This is a genomic window from Pseudoalteromonas sp. P1-25 (assembly GCF_001401805.1).
Classification (GTDB): Bacteria; Pseudomonadota; Gammaproteobacteria; order Enterobacterales; family Alteromonadaceae; genus Pseudoalteromonas.
This window is the reverse complement of sequence record NZ_LKDW01000041.1, coordinates 1-17,192: the sequence shown is the minus strand read 5'-3', so window position 1 is coordinate 17,192 and position 17,192 is coordinate 1. Positions and strand designations below refer to the sequence as shown.

The following is a 17,192-nucleotide window of genomic DNA, read 5'->3' as shown; positions in this document are numbered from 1 at the left end:
ATGCAGTATTGATTTATTCATCTTGTGCCACCCATGTAGAGCCTGCACCTACATCAGTGCTTTGGATGTAGTATAAGTTTCTTGCACCTGCTAAGGCTTGTGCACCATTTGCGTCAGTCTCAAGCAGCGTACTTGTACCGGTTACAAATTCAGGGACTTCTTTACCATTTGCTTCTGGGTCTTGGTCAATAGCGCCATCGGTGTCGTATTCACCATTGCCATTTACGTTTCTAATATCAACCCATAAATCACTCGCATCGCCCGACTCATAGCTGTCACTAAAGCCAAAGCTGTTTGAGAACAATGATTCAGTATGATTAATTAGGTCACAGTCGTACTCAAATGAATGATCGCTCGACAGCGTGTTAGGGTAAAAGAAACCATAAACAAGCGCGCTATTTTGTATCGTGTCTTCATCAGTTTGATCGCCCACCCCATTGGCATTTAAATTACCGTTAAAGTTAATTTCAAATGCATTTTTTGTTAAACCGTACAATACAGGTGCGTTGTCTGCGGTAAGCTCATCACAATCACCTACCGGTGCTTTTGATCCTATTTCTGTACTAAATACAAAAGGTTGCTGTGAGTTAAGTACGGTATTGTTAGTCACATTAAGGGTAAAGTCGCCTGCACCATCAAGCACAGCTTGGTTACCTCCATTTGGCACTCCGCCATCAGCTTGTGAGAATGGATTCGCTGTAAATACAATACCACCTGCTTCTTTATTACCTGAGCGAATACCCGCAATGTAGTTATTGCTTACTGTGTGGCCTAAAGGCGTAATTAATACACCAGCTGGTCGATCGCTTGAGCTTGCAATATCTGTGGTACGAATAATAACGTTGTCTGATACCGTATTAAATCCACCATCTTCAAGTGAAATACCGCCATTTGGATTTAAAATGGTATTGCCTTTAATCGTCGCGCCAGAGGTTTGTACGCGCATTAAGCGACGACCTGTAACAAAGTTTTCTACACGGTTGTATTGAATAGTAAAGTTTGCATCTACAGCTGCGTCTGTACCTGTGGTACTGCCTGCGTTAATTAAGTGCAGGCTAGAGTTACCAAAATTTGGATTACTGCTTGAGCCTGTGAAAAGGTTATATTGAATAACGTGGTTAGTACTTGACGATGACATTTTAATCACCGAACCATTTTCTGCTTTATCGCGGTTTGCAAAGGTATTACGCTCAACCATTGCGCCATCGCCTTTAAGCATTAACCAGTGGTAAGTGGAGTTATTTAACGTCTGTGCTTCACCATCGATAGTATTTTGAGTAAATGTGAAGTTGTCACCCTCAGAATAAATAACAGCGTCTTCTTCGGTTTCACAAAAGCCGCCCGATTTAGTATCAATATTTTTAAAAGTAAGTCCTTCAATACCTGCGCCATCAACACCGCTGGCTACATGAATACAAAGTTCACCACTAATTACCGGGCTTTGCCCTTCAACGGCTTTAAGCGTTGCTGCACTAGTTAGTATAATGGCATCAAGATCGGCATATACGCCGGTATTTAAACCAATCACGTCGCCATCAGCAAGACCTGCATTTATAGCTCCTAATAGCGCGCCTGCATCGCTTATTACTTGCGTGTACACTACAGTATCGGCAGTCTCGGTAATTGTGCTTGAAAAGCCATCGTTATCGGTGTAACTCGCCGTCACCGATATAATCGCGCCAGCTTGATTAGTTGGCGTAAACGTTTTGCTGTTAGTGTCTGCTATTGCTACGCCATCAGCAAGCCAGGTGTAGGTAACGTTTTGCTCATCTACACCGTTGTTATCGCTAATTTCAGCGGTTAATTCGCTAGTCACTAAATAAGGCATAGCGCCTGAAATGGTAATGCTACCCGCTTCATCTACAGCTTCAGCTGAAACTGCAATGGTTGCCTGTGATAGGTTGTCTTCGGTAAAACCATGATCGTCTGTGTAAGTAACCTGCACAGTGATAACTTGGCCAAGTAGTGATTCATCAACAACATAAGTACTTTGTGTTGCACCTTCAATAGCTATAGTATCTGCAAACCACTGATAAGTGATTGTGCCGCTTGCGCCATCTTCATCGGTAACTTCAGCCGTTAGTGTATTACCAATCGTAGGCGTACCAACAATAGCCACCGACCCTTCTGAATTCGCGCGTTCTACTGGCGCTGTCGCAGCTGATGTAGCTGACTCTGCAAAGCCTCTGCTATCTTCAAACACTGCATTTACAGTAATAACTTTACCTAATTGCGCTTCGGTAATTGTGAAGGTTGCTAAGGTTTCATCAGCAATTTCCTCATCATCTGCAAACCACGTATAAGTTACAAGCGCTGGATCGAAGCCATTTTCATCCGCCACACTAGCACTTAGCTCATTCCCAATAATTGCATCACCGTTAATTTCTACTGTGGCCGCAAAAGGAATAGCTGTCACTTCATCGGTTGGTTCGCTTAAATGCGATTCATTAACGCCGCTGTCATCTGTATAAAGCGCTTGTGCAGTAATCGCAAAACCAATTTGCTCATCGGTTAATGTAAACGTTGCGTCATTAGCACCACTAATAACTTGTCCATCGGCATACCAGTAGTAGCTTACTTCGCCAGAAATACCATCTGCATCATTTACACTGGTCGATAATGTTTCGCCAGTTAGCGCTGTGCCTGTTAGAGCAATAGAGCCCAATGTATTGTTATTATTATTTGAATCTGTGTCGCAACCTATAATGGCAGCTGCAACAGCACATAATGCAAAATGTTTTAATTTCATCATGGCTCTATTCTCCTTTATTGTGTGGTTTAGTATTTAGCATGTGTTATGTGTGATTTACCAAATACCCAGTGTGTTATTACCAAATTATTTTATTTTTACGCCTCATTGTTAACCAACTTGGTAATATAATCATAATAAAAACACTTTTACCACTATATTCGTTCAAAAATCATCACATTTTATTAATTAAAAGTTTACTTGCACATATCATTAATAAAATACCGTTATTACCAATATTGATATAATAAATATGTTGACCATCAAAGAGTATAATAAATTGGTTTTACCGAAACGTAGAGCTAAGTATTTACAGGGAGCGTAATAGGCATGAAATTATTGATGTGTTCATGTTTGAGGTGAAGCCACTGCGTTGAATATATGCCCGTGCAGCGGCTTAAATTGTTATTACATTATTAAATAGACCTTATGCCAAGGCATGTTGATCTTTGCGGATTGAGATGTGTTCAATCTAGGGGCGATTAAATCGCGGCGTAAGATTTGTAACCTTGTGGGCTCGATAACTGCTCCTGCGTTATTCTAATGAGTTACATTCCTGTAAGGGTAAGAAAATTTCGAGCAAGGCTTGCGCGCCTTGCTAACACCACTTACCTACATCCATATAGGCAACAAAGAATTTATAGCCCCTAGGCAGAATCCGAAGGGCAACCGCGTGTTTGGTATTTATGCTGCATTATCGCCTATCTATGTGAAATAACCACACTTCATAGGCTTTGCCTAAAGCAAACACACTGCTGCAAATTTAACCATCAAAGATCAACACGCCCCTAGTTCAATAAACCGTAGAGTTAAAATAAGCTACCGGTTCACTAGAGCCTAAAATAACAGGCACACGTTGATGCAGATCCTCTGGGTGAATATCTAAAATACGCATGCCTTTAGAGGTGGCTATACCACCTGCGTTTTCAGTTAACATCGCCAATGGGTTGGCTTCGTAAAGTAACCGTATTTTACCATTTTCATTACCAGAACGCGTATCTTGTGGATACATAAATACCCCACCACGGCATAATATGCGGTGCACATCACCGACCATAGCCGCATTATAGCGAATTGAGCTTTTAGCAAATTCTTCTGATGTATACAGTAATTTATCAAAGTAAACTTGCGTGGCTTCATCCCAATATCTGTAATTTGCCATATTAACCGAGAACTCACGGCTTTTACTCGACACCTTAAGTTCTGGCTTAGTAAGCAAAAAGCCGCCGTGGGTTAAATCATGCGTATAACAGCGGGTTGGTCCACCTGTTGTCATCACAAGTAACGACGATGGCCCATACAGCACGTAGCCCGCACAAACCTGATTAGTACCGGGTTGATTAAATTGCTCATCACTATCGTAAGGTACATCTGCTTTTGCTGGGTAAATGGTAAAAATAGTACCTATTTGTCCATTAACATCAATATTTGATGAACCATCGAGAGGATCAAACGCCACAATATACTTACCATCAGGGTGTGCACCTACTGCGTTGTCTTCTTCTTCAGATGCCACTGTTTTGACCAATTCATCATCAATTAAAGTGTCTTTTAAAAGCTGATTAGCAATAACATCTAGCTTTTTTTGAACTTCACCTTGTATATTTTCGTTAAGGGTAGAGCCCAATACACCCGCAAGCTCACCTTGGCTTACTCTAAACGCTATCTCTTTTGTGGTTGCTAACAGAGTACGGATTAACATGATTAGGTCGGTTTCAACACCATCTTCTTTTAAAACTTTATTCAGTCTTTTCATGCGCTATACCTGTTCACACAATTAAGGTCGTCAAAACATTGAATCAGGCGTGCCATCATATGTTGCTCCGACTGGCGTAACCACACGCGTGGGTCATAGTATTTTTTATTGGGTTTATCTTCACCATCAGGGTTGCCTATTTGGCCCTGTAAGTAATCTTGCTTTTCTTGATAATAGTTTAATACCCCATTCCAACTCGCCCATTGTGTGTCGGTATCAATATTCATTTTTACCACCCCGTAGGTAAGCGATTCTGCAATTTTGCAATGTTCTGAACCACTCCCCCCATGAAAAACAAAATTGATCGCGTTATGTTCAAGATTAAATTTTTCAGCTACATAGGCTTGTGACTCCCGCAATATGCTTGGTGTTAGCACTACATTACCCGGTTTATAAACACCGTGAACATTACCAAACGAAGCTGCAATAATGAAATTAGGGCTTATTTTACTCAGACGCTTATAAGCATAAGCTACATCTTCAGGTTGAGTGTACAAAGCCGAGCTGTCGAGATGGGAGTTATCAACCCCATCTTCTTCTCCACCGGTGCACCCTAACTCTATTTCAAGTGTCATGCCTATTTTTGCCATACGCGCTAAATAACGCTCACAAATCTCTATATTTTCTTCCAGTGGCTCTTCTGAAAGATCGATCATGTGTGATGAGAAAAGGGGCTTGCCTGTTTGTGCAAAGTATTTTTCACCTTCATCTAGCAAACCATCAATCCAGGGCAGTAGTTTTTTTGCAGCATGATCTGTATGTAACATTACAGCAACACCATAGTGCTTAGCTACATTATGCACATAATGTGCAGCACTTATTGCGCCTACAACAGCAGACTGTTGCCCCTCAAGAGCTAAACCTTTACCACAAAAAAACTGTGCTCCCCCATTAGATAGCTGAATAATGACCGGCGACTTCACTTCTCTTGCGGCTTCTAAAGTCGCGTTAATAGATGATGTACTCACTACATTTACTGCTGGCAATGCATATTGATGTGCTCGTGCGTGTTTGTACACTTCGCTTACTTCATCGCCAACAACAACACCGGGCGCAATCGTTGGGGCTAAATAATTCATTTTTTGCTCCTTGCTATTTTAAAGCCTCGATACAAGAGTCTGTGATCGCTTGCCAGTTACCCTGTGCTACCCACTCTTTTTTTGCAACCCAGGTACCACCTACTGCAAATACATTATTTAACGACAAGTAATCCATTTTATTTTTTTCACTTACACCGCCGGTAGGGCAAAAACTCACTGCACGAAATACAGATGAAACGGCCGACACAAACGGCGCGCCACCAGCCAAAGAAGCAGGGAAAAGTTTTTGCTCTTCAAAACCATACTCAAGTGCCATTAAAATATCACCTGTATTTGATACACCAGGCAATACAGGTACGTTACACTTTACCAGCTCATTTAATAGTGTAGGCGATACAGCAGGTGTTACTATAAAATCTGAGCCTGCTTCTAGCGCTTGCTTTAAAATTGTCTCGTCAATAACCGTGCCTGCGCCCACTTTTAACTGAGGAACTTGCTCTTTAATGGCCTTGAGCGCATCAATTGATGCATCTGTTCTTAGAACAACCTCTACCAATGTTAGGCCTGCTTCTGCCATTGCTTTAGCGATGTTAACACCTTGCTCTGGCGTATCTGCTTGAATTATAGGTAGCAGAGTTTGCCCTGCCATTAGTTCAGAAAAGCGAGTCATGCGTTGTTTCCCTTATTTTAGATAATCGTGCTACTTAGTGTTATATATTGAGTACATTAGCCAGTTACAGGCCTGATTTAGCCATGGCTTGTTGAAATACATCTTTTGGTGCAATGGCACCGGGTTGCTGAATAACAGCGCCAGCGGCTTGCGCGGCAAGTTCAACAGCCTTATCAATAGGTCGCCCATCTATACGCGCGCCTAAATACACACCATTAAAGGCATCACCAGCGGAGGTTGTATCAATCACGTTTTTAACCGGTGTAATTTTGTGGCTTTGCACTATGCCAGCCTCTTTTGTAATAACCGAGTCAGGGCCGTTTTTGACTACAATTTCATTGATGTTATACGGTGCTAAATAATCAATAACGGCCTCTACGCTCTTGACGTCGTAAAGTGTTTCTAAGTCTTCAACACCCGGCAAAGTAATATCGGCTAAGCTAAACGCGCTATGATACTGCGCTTTAGTTTGCTCAACGTTATCCCATAGTCTTGCGCGGTAATTAGGATCAAATACGATCTTCACACCTGCGGTTTTAAGCTGTTTAACTATGTCCCAAAACTGCGGCCGTGCTTGTGCTTCTATTACAGCTAACGAAATCCCCGAAAAGAAAAACATATCGCCCGATGACAGCTGTTTAACTAGCTCAGGGCTAATAAATTCAACCACCTTTTTTGCTGCTGAATCATCGCGCCAATAAATAAAACTGCGTTCGCCTTGCTCGTCCGTTTCTATGTAATACATACCAGGGACTTTACTGTTGTGAGCAAATACATAATCTGTATTTAATTGTTCACTTGCAAAACGCTCACGCATTTTTTTACTTAAGTTATCTTTCCCTAAAGCGGTTATCACTGAGGTTGTGATCTTTGGAAAGCAACGCTTTAAGTAAACTGCCGAATTATATACATCACCTGCAAATGACTGGTGCAATGTAGAGGGAACGGTCGCTCTTAACTCAATCATGCATTCGCCAATAAAGTAAATATTTTTCATTATTATCACTTACCTTAGGTAGTAAATGGCTGTAAAAATACAGCCATTGCCAACAAATTAGTTAGGCTTTTTTAATGGTTCAATTTTTGGAATTAAAATCCATACAGCCGCCATTGCAATAATCGCTAAAGATGCCCCTATTACAAACGCCGGTGTATAATTACCATCAGCGGTTAAAATCGGAACCAGTGACGTAAGCCCTACAGCACCTAATTTAGCGGCCATACCAGAAAAGCCCGACAGCGTTCCTACCGCTTTTTTACCCAGTAAGTCGCTGGGTAAGGTTTGCACGTTACCAATAGCGGTTTGAAAGCCAAATAAAATAACGGCCATAATAAGTACAGCAATTACTGGCGCGCCTGGATTTGCCATAGCTAATAAAGCAGGTAGCATAATTAAACATCCCAGTGTAATTGTCAGCTTACGGGTCTTATCAGTATTCCAGCCTGCTTTTAGGCGGTTTTGCGCGAGTAATCCGCCAAACCAAGCGCCAAACATAGCACCAACATAAGGAACCCAGCCATAAATACCTATAGATTTAACATCCATGCCGTACACTTCGTTTAGGTAAATTGGTATCCAAAATACAAACAACCACCAAATAGGATCAATAGCTGCAGAGGCTATAATTACACCCCAGCTTTGCTTACGAGAAAGTAACTCACCTGTAGAGGGGTTATATTCTTCTTCGTCATCGTTTGTTACATCGCCGTTATCATCAACGCGTCGTTGTCCGGTAAGAATGTATTCGCGCTCTTCTTCACTTATCCAAGGGTGAGAGCCTGGTGGCGCTTTTACTAAAATAATCCACGGTACTAACCATAAAAAACCTAACGCACCAACAAAAATAAACACCATTTGCCAGCTAAAATACACAGTTAAATATGCAATAAGCGGAATAGCAATAATGCCACCAATAGCTGCACCAGAATTAAATATACCTTGCGCTAAAGCACGCTCTTTAGTTGGAAACCATTCGGCATTACCTTTAGCTGCTCCGGGCCAGTTACCCGCTTCAGCTACACCTAAAATTGCGCGGAAAATACTTAAACTAAGCACTCCTTGTGCAAATGCATGGGCAATCGTGGCTAAAGACCACACACCTATTGAAAGTACAAAACCAAAACGTGTCCCCACCCAGTCAAAAATTTTGCCAAAAATAGCTTGGCCAAATGCATAAGCAAACACGAAAACAATAGAAATATTTGCGTAAATTTGTTTACGCTCTAAAGCAGATTCATCAGGGAACATCTCTTCCACAATATCTGGCCATAAAACGCTAAGCGCTTGACGGTCGATGTAATTAATAATGGTAGCCAGTGCAATCAGCACAATGACCCACCACCGTAAGCCTTTAATTTTCATAGGTTATTCCTCAAGAAAGTCTTCGCGAGCTGGGCTAAAGGTATCAATCAAAATACCGCCAGTTGGGCATGTTGCACCGTGATCAGCAAAAGGAGGAATAAAACAGCTATCGCCTGCTTTTAAGATTTTAGTGACGCCATCAATATTAAAGTGAAATTCACCCTCAACAACATACGTTACTTGCGAATGTCTGTGCGCATGGTTATAACCAATCGCCCCCTCGGAGAACCAAATTTTTACAGCCATTAGCTCTTCGTTATAGCCAAGCATTTGGCGTTTTAAACCATTACCTAAATCTTCAATCTCGGTTTCATTACCAAATGAAAAGTGTGGACTTTGCTTTTGCATCCTGTTTACTCCTGATTATTTTTCATCGCATAAACGCCAAGACGGCCATTTAAGGTGAATGCTTTATTTTGATATGTGAATGTGTGTTTAGCTGCTTTCTCAGCTTTATTAATAGCAACCAAGTAGGTGTTATTTTTTACTTTAACTTCAACTAGGTCCAAATGTGCTTGTACGTCATACTTAAGTGAAGATACACGGCTAATCGCTTCTAGGGTATATTCTTTACTTGGGTTGTATTCACCATGAGGCTCAAGTACAGAAATAAATTTATGCTGCTTTTTATCTTCTACTCGGCGAATGTAGCCATTTTCATTACGAAGATTAAAATGCGGATCGTTAGCGCCTATTTGCGTAAATAAGAAAGACTCATCCCCTTTCACTAGGCTTGTTTGAGTATAAAAACGGCCATTGTCATTTAACCATGTTACCTTTGCTAAACCTTCTTCAGGCTTTGCCTTTGCTTTTAACCACAAATGTTGGTAACCATTTTTATCACCCAGCGCAGCTAAGCTTTTGGTATTACCAAGTAACTCAAAGCTGGTATCAATTAATTGACCTTTATAATGCAGCGGTAAATCAATTTTATGGGAGGCATCTGCATTAACATTAAAAATGTCGATTGCAAGCGTGATTTCAAGTTCAGGCAGATTAATTAATGCCAAGGTGCGTTCAAGCTCAACGCCTTTATAAGCCGTGCTTATTTGCCCACTTGAGACTGTTCCGTATTGGTTTGTCTCAAAGAAATTAAGCTTAGGGTGATTATTATTACCTACTTTAACATTAGCGTTAAAATGCGAGGTTTCATCAATCACAACCGTATTGTGTGCCACTGAGTGTTTTGCGTAAGTCTCGTTCTCTGGTAGGTAACGACCGCCGTATTTAGCTTCAACATTTAAAAAACGTGCAGCGCCATAATCAGATACAATTTCATTACCATGGTCGTAAAACTGCCAAGTTAATTTATCAAAATGGCCATGCCCTAAGCCTTGAGCAGCAGGTTTAAATAAAAGTGCTTGGTCGCCACCAGTTTGCGTACGCATTACTACCAATGCACCTTGCTTGCCATCGTTACCATCGCCAAACGCTACTGATTTAAACACATAAGGCGTTTGCTTATTTTCATCCAACGCTTGAGCAACTTTTAAACCATCACCAGTTAGAACCACTTGATCTTGATACTGTGCAATATCTAGATAACCCGTATCGTTAGTCAGGCTATACGCAGCCGTTACACCTTGAACTAACTCAATCGTATCAATACCTTTACTTTTTATGGCATCGTTTATTGGAAAAAATAGACCGTTGTAGCTTAGCTGAATAGTGGTATCAATTGCTTTGAGCAATATGCCGTCACGATATTCAAAAATATCCCGTTGCGGTTCATTGTTTTCAATTGCTTTTGCAAAGGTTACAAACGGAAGTAATGCAAAGCGTTGATAATAAGGTCCTTCGTTGTAATAACCTTGTGGTGAAAACAGCATGTCGAGCTGCTTAATAAACCCCCCTTTACCTGATTTATTTAAATCGTAAAGAGATTTTTCAACCCACTCAGATTCATCTAACACATACCCTGCCATGCCTACACCTGCTGTAGCCCAGGTGCCATGGTTATGCACTTTATTGAAGGTTGATGGCTGGCCTTGTGATAAAAATAACGCGACTGGGCGCAATAAATCATTTTCAATGGTTTTGATATTCGTATCGCTTAGTGCGTCGTGAACTAAATCATATGCTTGGATGGTATAAACAAGCCACATAGCTTCGTTAAGGCTTTGCCAAAATAGCTTACCTGGGTTTTGCGACTTAACTTTACGCTTAGGATGTACATTGAGCGTTGGGTATAATTTGGCATAAGCAAGCAACATATCACGTACGTAATGTGCGTATTTTTCATCTTGGCTTAGCTGATAAATAACACCCGCGTTATACATAAGTTGATAATTTTTTTTATGTTGCTCGTGGGTATAGCCTCCCCCACCATCTTTAGGCACAGGTACCGAAATAGGGCCTTTAATTTGTTCGTCTACCTGTGCTTTGAGCGCTTCAAATGCGTTAGCAAATTTGCCCTGCTCATTACTGCTAATTGCTTGACGCATTTGCTGTACATCATCGTTGGTTATTACCAAATTAGGATGCGCTGCGTAGGCGTTTAACGATAAAACTAAGGCACTTACAGTCACGCCCACCGTTTTAAATAATGACTTACTTTGTGTTAAATTAATCATTGTTAGTTCACCTTATTTAAAACGTTATTATTTTTAATGGTTGCCGTGTGAGGGCCCTCTACACGTAGTTCTTTTACGCTTGGAGCTTTTGTTGCATCAAAGGTGTTATCTGTAATGGCTGTTATTGGCTCACCTACCGTGTGCTCAATTTTAACCTGTGCAGATTTTCTAAATTTGTTATTTATAATGTTTGTAACTTGAACACCGTGTGCATACACACTTGCATTCACCTTGTTTCGCTTACCTAAACCTACTTTAGTTAGGATGTTATTAGTCATTAATAAATGCGGACCAAAGGTGCTCTCATCGCTCCCTCCTCGGTATAACTTAACAACCGCACCGGCCACCTCATCAAAAGTGTTATTTTTAAGGGTTACATACTCAGCGTTATAAATACCTAAATCTTCTATTTCGGTATTGAGGCGTAAAATATCGCCAGTTACATTTTTAAAGGTGTTATTTACTAACGTGATTTCATCTGCCATCGCACCTTTGCCCGTTACAAAAAAGTGAAATGAATGATTAATATCAAGATTAGTTAGTTGTGAGTTGTGTATTTCAAAGCGGTAATTATCAATCATGCCCCACTTTTTAGTGCGTACCACACTATTATTAATAGCATCGGGCGCATTTTCACCTGAGATAACTAAACCATCGAGCTTTAAACTACCGCCATCATGAATTTCGAATAATGTTGAACGTTGGTAAGTCAACTTAGCTTTACCAGCATGTTTAGCTTTAAATGTAAGCACTTTATTTATTTTAACGAGTTTAGATACATCGTATTGGCCATCAGACAGCTCTAATACATCACCCGTTTGTGCAGTATTAATTGCGTTTAGTAATGCATCTGCAGTCGCTTTAACTGGGTGAGTTTTGCCCGTATCAAACGCCACAACTTGTTCTTTTTTTGGATACCAACTAACGCCGGTGTCGGCCTTGTTTAGCACCTTTAAACCGCGTTTAGCACCTGCACTTATTTTGTTTGATTTAGGATAAAGTAAACCATTACTAGCTCTAGTGAGTGTTACATCTTGCTGCTTAACACCGTAATTTAACTCTTTTAATACCTGGGTGTTGGCTACATTTTTGCTAAATTTAATACCGCTTACATCATCAAAGGTTGTAAAAGGCTGCTCGCCGTTTTGATTAATAATAAGATTATTTTTCATTACGCTATTAATTGGCGCTGCGCTGCGCTCGCTATCGCTACCCGCACCCAGTTGTATATGACGTACATTTACATAGGTATTGTTTTCAATTGTCGCGTTTTCTACCTGGTGGTAACGATTTATAGGTGAGTTAGGCACACCGTTCATAACCGTAAAACCACTCCCAAAGCGATAGCCTGTTAAGCCCTCTAAGTAATTATTTTTTACAGTTTGATTTTTGTTTATTATGCGAATGCCACCAGTGTGCTCCACGCCATTGCCTAAAAAGATATTTTCTTCAATAACATTGCCATTACCATGGCGCAGCGTTAATGTGCCGCGAGATTCAAAAAACACATTATTACGAATGTGGTTTTTACCTGATTTAACAGAGATTATTTCTACTTCGCCGTTTGTACGTTCAAAGTAGTTGTTTTCAACTAGAGTGAATGAATCACTTAAAGAATAGTGGCTAGTCCCAATGCGCAGTGTTTCACCGCCATTTGACCCAAAAGTTGGGCGATAGCCAAAGAAGTTATGATCAATTTGATGATGGTTTTGTTGGCTTTGCTCACTATTAAGCCTTACAGCAACTGTAACACCTTTGTTACGCTTACCTACTAAGTGGCTGTGATCAAAACGATTGTGTTTACCATATAGCGCCACCCAATAGTCAGATTCACGCTTATCTGGGTTATTGTAGTTATCGATAACAACCTCAGTTACACGCGAGTGGGTAGCAAGTTCATCTTTATTTTTACGAAACTCAATTACGGCTAAGCTAGGCGTATAACCATTTTTAAATACCAGCCCTGACACTTCTAAGAATGAACCCGCCAGTCTTAAATTAGATTGCCCTGATAGAATAACCTTACCCTTAGTTTGTGCTGTAAGCTTTATAGGGGCGTTTTTGGTGCCTTGGCCTTGTAATAAAATTTCAAAATTAGACCACGTACCGTCTTTGAGAGTTACTTTATCGCCGGCAACCAGTTTGTCAGAGATTTCTTGAAAAGCTTGTTCAGTGTCTACAAAATAATCTTTGGCTGCCAATTGTGTGGATGTGCACCCAATAAGAACTAGGCTAAGCTTTATTATATTAATTAAACGCATAGATAACTCTTTTTCAGTGTGACCGGAAGTAATGCCTTATCAATAGTAATACTGCACTCATTGCACAAAGCAGATTAAATCTAGCCAATTGATGTTGTGTGTGTTTTGGTGCTTTAACTACGTTAAAGCACCCAATGTTGTTGGTATTATTTTTCTAGAGTTTTAAAGTAATCAAAAATTTCTGGCACGTTGCCTTGGCCCATACCTGCATCAAATGCCGCTTGTAAATTAGCAGATGACCCTTCGGCAATTTTTGATTCAGTCCCAAGGTCTGAAACCATTTGTAGGAAATAGCCTAAATCTTTGTTTGCATTTGCAATTGAAAAACCAAGGTCGCTTACATTGTCTACCGCGTAGTTTTTACAAAATTGCATAAATGGAGAGCTAGAAGGCCCCGTCGACATGATGTCAAATAGTTGCTGGCGATCTACACCCGCTTTGTCTGCTACAGCAAACGCTTGTGACATAGCACATACGGTGGTCATGCCCATAAAGTTATTGATTAATTTAGTCGTATGACCTGCGCCAAGCTCACCTAGGTGAAATACGTTTTCGCCCTGATCTTCAAGTACAGGCTTAACTTTATTAAACGTTTCAATATCGCCCGCTGCCATAATATTTAATAGGCCGTCTTTAGCATGGGCTGGAGTACGCCCTAGTGGTGCGTCAATCATGCCTGCGCCTTTAGCAGCTAGATCAGCACCAATTTTTTTAGTCGACGAAGGAATTGATGTACCAAAATCAATTAATACCGCGCCTTCTTTAATACCCGCTAAAATACCATCTTCTGCGTACACAATTTTTTCAACAACTGCAGATGTTGTTAAACAAAACATAATTATGTCTGCACCTTGTGCGAGCTCTTTTGCAGTGCTTGCTGTTTTTGCGCCTCTGCTAACGCATGCAGCAACCGCATCTTTATTTAAATCCATAACAATAAGCTCATAGCCTTTGTTCTGTAAGTTTTCGGCCATATTGCCGCCCATTAAGCCAAGGCCGATAAAACCGATTACTGGTTTAGACATGAATAACTCCTAAATATGATGGTGCGTGCTTTTATGAGTACGAATAATGATTTACCCCATAAATAGGTACGCTGTGTCGTTTAGTTCAATGTGTAAAATAACCCTGAGCATGCTCTTTTGAATAGATAACCAGCCTCGTTATTCCTATTTAGCGAGTAATAAAAGGTTAATTACACGCTGTAAATTGCTGACCGGTTACGTATTTATTAGGCTACGCTTAGCATTACTTTTATTATTTTTTAATACCTTGGAGAAGCTAAAACCAAACAGCTTACCAATTGGTATGCAAAAACTGTATTACCATACACCATTATTGTCAACCAATAAGTTAACTTTGTAAACCAAGGTGATTTACAATTCAATCCATGTGAAACAAAAAGAAACCAGTAATCATAGGGTTAATAGCTATTCGTAAATAAAATTAATTAAACATACTTTTATCTTCATTGGTTAGGGGCTAATAAAAAATAGGTTGACCAATAAGTTACTACACCTGTGCCAACACACTTAAATACCGTAACCATACATACACTGTGCACTTACCTATTGATGGTAATAACACGAATTTAGTATTCTAATTTTCTGCCTATGTAAAGGTGCAAATGCCTCGTGTAACCACGTTTACCTTAATTAAAGTCCAAAGGTTTATTTACATATTAAATCGCATTGATACTTAAATTAATGTCATAAGCTAAAGGCTCTCAGTGAAAACAAGGCAAACTTACGTGGCAAAAGTCTGACCTATTGCAAGTACATGTAACGCAATGAATACTCAAATAACTTATTGAAACAAAATTATTATTAAAAAAGAGATAATGCCTATCCGCTTAATTAAGTGAGCTATTTCGAGAATAGATAGACGTGTTGATAGCTAGGCAAAATTAGTTATTTAATTGTTCTAAACGAGGGTGTTTAATACCAATTTGATTAATTTTAGGCCCTAAAAATGATTAAGTATTATTACGGGGTTGGTATAAAATAAGGGGTTAGGTATACAGCTAGCTCAGGTGCCTTGATATGGCTATGAATTATCTCCATCTGGCGCTATGCTTCCCCACCTATTTAACTTTAAACTCACAGAGGTAACCTAAATGCGTTTATTACACACGATGTTGCGTGTAGCCGACTTAGAAAAGTCACTTTCTTTTTATACACAGGTTTTAGGAATGAAAGAATTACGCCGCTCTGATAATGAAGAGTATCGTTATACATTGGCTTTTGTAGGGTATGGAGAAGAGGATAATAATACCGTTTTAGAGCTTACTTATAACTGGGATCAAAATAACTACGATTTGGGGAATGCTTATGGCCATATAGCTATTGAATTTGACGATATATACAAAGCATGTGATGACATCAAGGCCGCAGGTGGAAACGTCAGCCGAGAGCCCGGACCAGTCAAAGGTGGTACAACAGAAATTGCTTTTGTGAAAGACCCTGATGGCTATTCAATTGAGCTTATTCAAAAAAAGAGAAACTAATCCCATTAATGGGTGTTGGTAAGAGGTGCGATCAAAATGCGGAAGCTTTGCTCTATTTTTGCTTATTCTTACATGGATATAAGTCATTAAAATAACGCAGGGCGATTATCGAGCTCACTCGGTTACAACCTCGCGATCAAGGTAAAAAAATTTATCAAAAGGTGCCTATTTGCACCTTTACCTTAGTTGACTATCTTTACTTGCGCGGCGGTTTACACCTGATACGGCCTTACCTTTAGCCTCAAGCTCACTTTGACATGCCACACAATGCCTAACACCTGGCAGTGCTAACCTGCGTGCCTGTGGTATTTCACAATCACACTCATCACAGAATTCGGCACTCGCGCCAGAGATTAAATTTTGTCTTGCATATTGCACTGCGTCATTAACACTTGCATCGATTTGATCTTGAATTGCGCCATCTCGCGCCCAACCACTTGCCATAATTAACTCCAAGTAATGAGAAATTAAACTAAAAGGCTAGCAGCACAGCGCTTTATAAATGCTGAATATTTTGTACTGGCTTTATTGCGTAAGCTATTTAAAGGGTGAATAAATATAGTTTAGAGTAATTAGTAATTTAGTTGTGCTACCCATTTTATCTACACATGTAGTTATAGGTATGTATTTTTAACGCAGCTAGCAAAAAATTTATCACTGTAAATGAATAATTATTATTGCGGTTCTGTCTTGAAACCAAAGAGATTATACGTAGGTGATTATTAATTAAATAGATAGGTTTTTAGATATTGAGAAGTTTAAAAGTGTAAAACTAAAGTTTTGGCGGATAAACGATAGAAATTAATGCACTGGATAGAGCTAAGGAAGTAATAGATTTATACACTACTAAAATAGTAAGTGGCATCTCAAAGAGATTAGTACTTTTGATAGCGTCGTGCATAGAGAGTGCGGTGTCACACTACTTAATACCGTACTTTATAGTAAGTGGCGTCCCCAAGGGGATTCGAACCCCTGTTACCGCCGTGAAAGGGCGGTGTCCTAGGCCTCTAGACGATGGGGACGCAGAAATTGCTTTGCAAATCACTGATTTGCTATTTCTAAGTAAGATGAGACCGAGCCTGCGAGGCAAATGGCATTATCTTCTCAAAAACGTTTTCTGTGTCACTAGGACAACTGAATGGTTTAACTCGTTTCAGGCGAGCTTTTAATAACACTACCCTACTACAAATAGTAAGTGGCGTCCCCAAGGGGATTCGAACCCCTGTTACCGCCGTGAAAGGGCGGTGTCCTAGGCCTCTAGACGATGGGGACACT

12 protein-coding genes and 2 tRNA genes are annotated in these 17,192 nt (G+C 40.2%); 1 reads left to right on the top strand and 13 read right to left on the bottom strand.

The window, feature by feature from the left end; all coding sequences use genetic code 11:
* Positions 1 to 13: 13 nt before the first annotated feature.
* From AN393_RS17995 to AN393_RS17950, 10 genes are all read right to left on the bottom strand, one after another.
* The gene (locus tag AN393_RS17995; RefSeq protein ID WP_055018796.1) at positions 14 to 2,749 is read right to left on the bottom strand and encodes a poly(beta-D-mannuronate) lyase; all 2,736 of its coding nucleotides are present in this window, start codon (positions 2,747 to 2,749) and stop codon (positions 14 to 16) included.
* 793 nt (positions 2,750 to 3,542) lie between these two features.
* Positions 3,543 to 4,505 (bottom strand): class 1 fructose-bisphosphatase, encoded by a 963-nt coding sequence (locus AN393_RS17990; RefSeq protein ID WP_055016661.1) that lies wholly within the window; start codon positions 4,503 to 4,505, stop codon positions 3,543 to 3,545.
* A complete protein-coding gene (gene fbaA, locus AN393_RS17985) occupies positions 4,502 to 5,584 on the bottom strand; it encodes a class II fructose-bisphosphate aldolase (RefSeq protein ID WP_055016660.1) in 1,083 nt (360 codons plus the stop codon). Before fbaA ends, AN393_RS17990 begins: the two co-directional genes overlap by 4 nt.
* Positions 5,585 to 5,597: 13 nt before the next feature.
* A complete protein-coding gene (eda, locus tag AN393_RS17980; RefSeq protein WP_055016659.1) occupies positions 5,598 to 6,215 on the bottom strand; it encodes a bifunctional 4-hydroxy-2-oxoglutarate aldolase/2-dehydro-3-deoxy-phosphogluconate aldolase in 618 nt (205 codons plus the stop codon).
* 64 nt (positions 6,216 to 6,279) lie between these two features.
* Positions 6,280 to 7,212: a sugar kinase gene (locus tag AN393_RS17975; protein ID WP_055018795.1), complete on the bottom strand. Its 933-nt coding sequence runs from the start codon at positions 7,210 to 7,212 to the stop codon at positions 6,280 to 6,282.
* A gap of 57 nt (positions 7,213 to 7,269) precedes the next feature.
* The gene (locus tag AN393_RS17970; protein ID WP_055016657.1) at positions 7,270 to 8,577 is read right to left on the bottom strand and encodes an MFS transporter; all 1,308 of its coding nucleotides are present in this window, start codon (positions 8,575 to 8,577) and stop codon (positions 7,270 to 7,272) included.
* 3 nt (positions 8,578 to 8,580) lie between these two features.
* The gene (locus AN393_RS17965; protein ID WP_055016656.1) at positions 8,581 to 8,925 is read right to left on the bottom strand and encodes a cupin domain-containing protein; all 345 of its coding nucleotides are present in this window, start codon (positions 8,923 to 8,925) and stop codon (positions 8,581 to 8,583) included.
* Between the two features lie 5 nt (positions 8,926 to 8,930).
* The gene (locus AN393_RS17960) at positions 8,931 to 11,150 is read right to left on the bottom strand and encodes a heparinase II/III family protein (protein ID WP_152968292.1); all 2,220 of its coding nucleotides are present in this window, start codon (positions 11,148 to 11,150) and stop codon (positions 8,931 to 8,933) included.
* Between the two features lie 2 nt (positions 11,151 to 11,152).
* Complete coding sequence (locus AN393_RS17955) at positions 11,153 to 13,411, bottom strand: chondroitinase-B domain-containing protein (RefSeq protein ID WP_055018794.1); 2,259 nt, start codon at positions 13,409 to 13,411, stop codon at positions 11,153 to 11,155.
* A gap of 146 nt (positions 13,412 to 13,557) precedes the next feature.
* Positions 13,558 to 14,436 carry an NAD(P)-dependent oxidoreductase gene (locus tag AN393_RS17950; protein ID WP_055016654.1) on the bottom strand — a complete coding sequence of 293 codons (879 nt, stop codon included), beginning with the start codon at positions 14,434 to 14,436 and terminating at the stop codon, positions 13,558 to 13,560.
* Between the two features lie 1,091 nt (positions 14,437 to 15,527).
* Between AN393_RS17950 and gloA the strand changes: the two genes are divergently transcribed.
* Entirely contained in the window at positions 15,528 to 15,917 is a 390-nt protein-coding gene (gene gloA, locus AN393_RS17945) for a lactoylglutathione lyase (RefSeq protein WP_055018793.1), read from the top strand.
* Positions 15,918 to 16,094: 177 nt separating this feature from the next.
* Here the strand turns inward: gloA and AN393_RS17940 are convergent, their stop codons facing one another.
* From AN393_RS17940 to AN393_RS17930, 3 genes are all read right to left on the bottom strand, one after another.
* A complete protein-coding gene (locus tag AN393_RS17940) occupies positions 16,095 to 16,361 on the bottom strand; it encodes a DksA/TraR family C4-type zinc finger protein (protein WP_055016652.1) in 267 nt (88 codons plus the stop codon).
* A gap of 502 nt (positions 16,362 to 16,863) precedes the next feature.
* A tRNA-Glu gene (locus tag AN393_RS17935) sits at positions 16,864 to 16,939 on the bottom strand.
* Positions 16,940 to 17,113: 174 nt separating this feature from the next.
* Positions 17,114 to 17,189: transfer RNA gene (locus AN393_RS17930), tRNA-Glu, on the bottom strand.
* Between the last annotated feature and the right edge of the window lie 3 nt (positions 17,190 to 17,192).

Excerpts from the sequence above, each read along its gene's own strand:
- AN393_RS17975 (WP_055018795.1), bottom strand. The coding sequence starts at position 7,212 with ATGAAAAATATTTACTTTATTGGCGAATGCATGATTGAGTTAAGAGCG.
- AN393_RS17950 (WP_055016654.1), bottom strand. The coding sequence starts at position 14,436 with ATGTCTAAACCAGTAATCGGTTTTATCGGCCTTGGCTTAATGGGCGGC.
- AN393_RS17990 (WP_055016661.1), bottom strand. The coding sequence starts at position 4,505 with ATGAAAAGACTGAATAAAGTTTTAAAAGAAGATGGTGTTGAAACCGAC.
- AN393_RS17970 (WP_055016657.1), bottom strand. The coding sequence starts at position 8,577 with ATGAAAATTAAAGGCTTACGGTGGTGGGTCATTGTGCTGATTGCACTG.
- AN393_RS17940 (WP_055016652.1), bottom strand. The coding sequence starts at position 16,361 with ATGGCAAGTGGTTGGGCGCGAGATGGCGCAATTCAAGATCAAATCGAT.
- gloA (WP_055018793.1), top strand. The coding sequence starts at position 15,528 with ATGCGTTTATTACACACGATGTTGCGTGTAGCCGACTTAGAAAAGTCA.
- AN393_RS17965 (WP_055016656.1), bottom strand. The coding sequence starts at position 8,925 with ATGCAAAAGCAAAGTCCACACTTTTCATTTGGTAATGAAACCGAGATT.
- AN393_RS17960 (WP_152968292.1), bottom strand. The coding sequence starts at position 11,150 with ATGATTAATTTAACACAAAGTAAGTCATTATTTAAAACGGTGGGCGTG.
- AN393_RS17955 (WP_055018794.1), bottom strand. The coding sequence starts at position 13,411 with ATGCGTTTAATTAATATAATAAAGCTTAGCCTAGTTCTTATTGGGTGC.
- fbaA (WP_055016660.1), bottom strand. The coding sequence starts at position 5,584 with ATGAATTATTTAGCCCCAACGATTGCGCCCGGTGTTGTTGTTGGCGAT.
- eda (WP_055016659.1), bottom strand. The coding sequence starts at position 6,215 with ATGACTCGCTTTTCTGAACTAATGGCAGGGCAAACTCTGCTACCTATA.
- AN393_RS17995 (WP_055018796.1), bottom strand. The coding sequence starts at position 2,749 with ATGAAATTAAAACATTTTGCATTATGTGCTGTTGCAGCTGCCATTATA.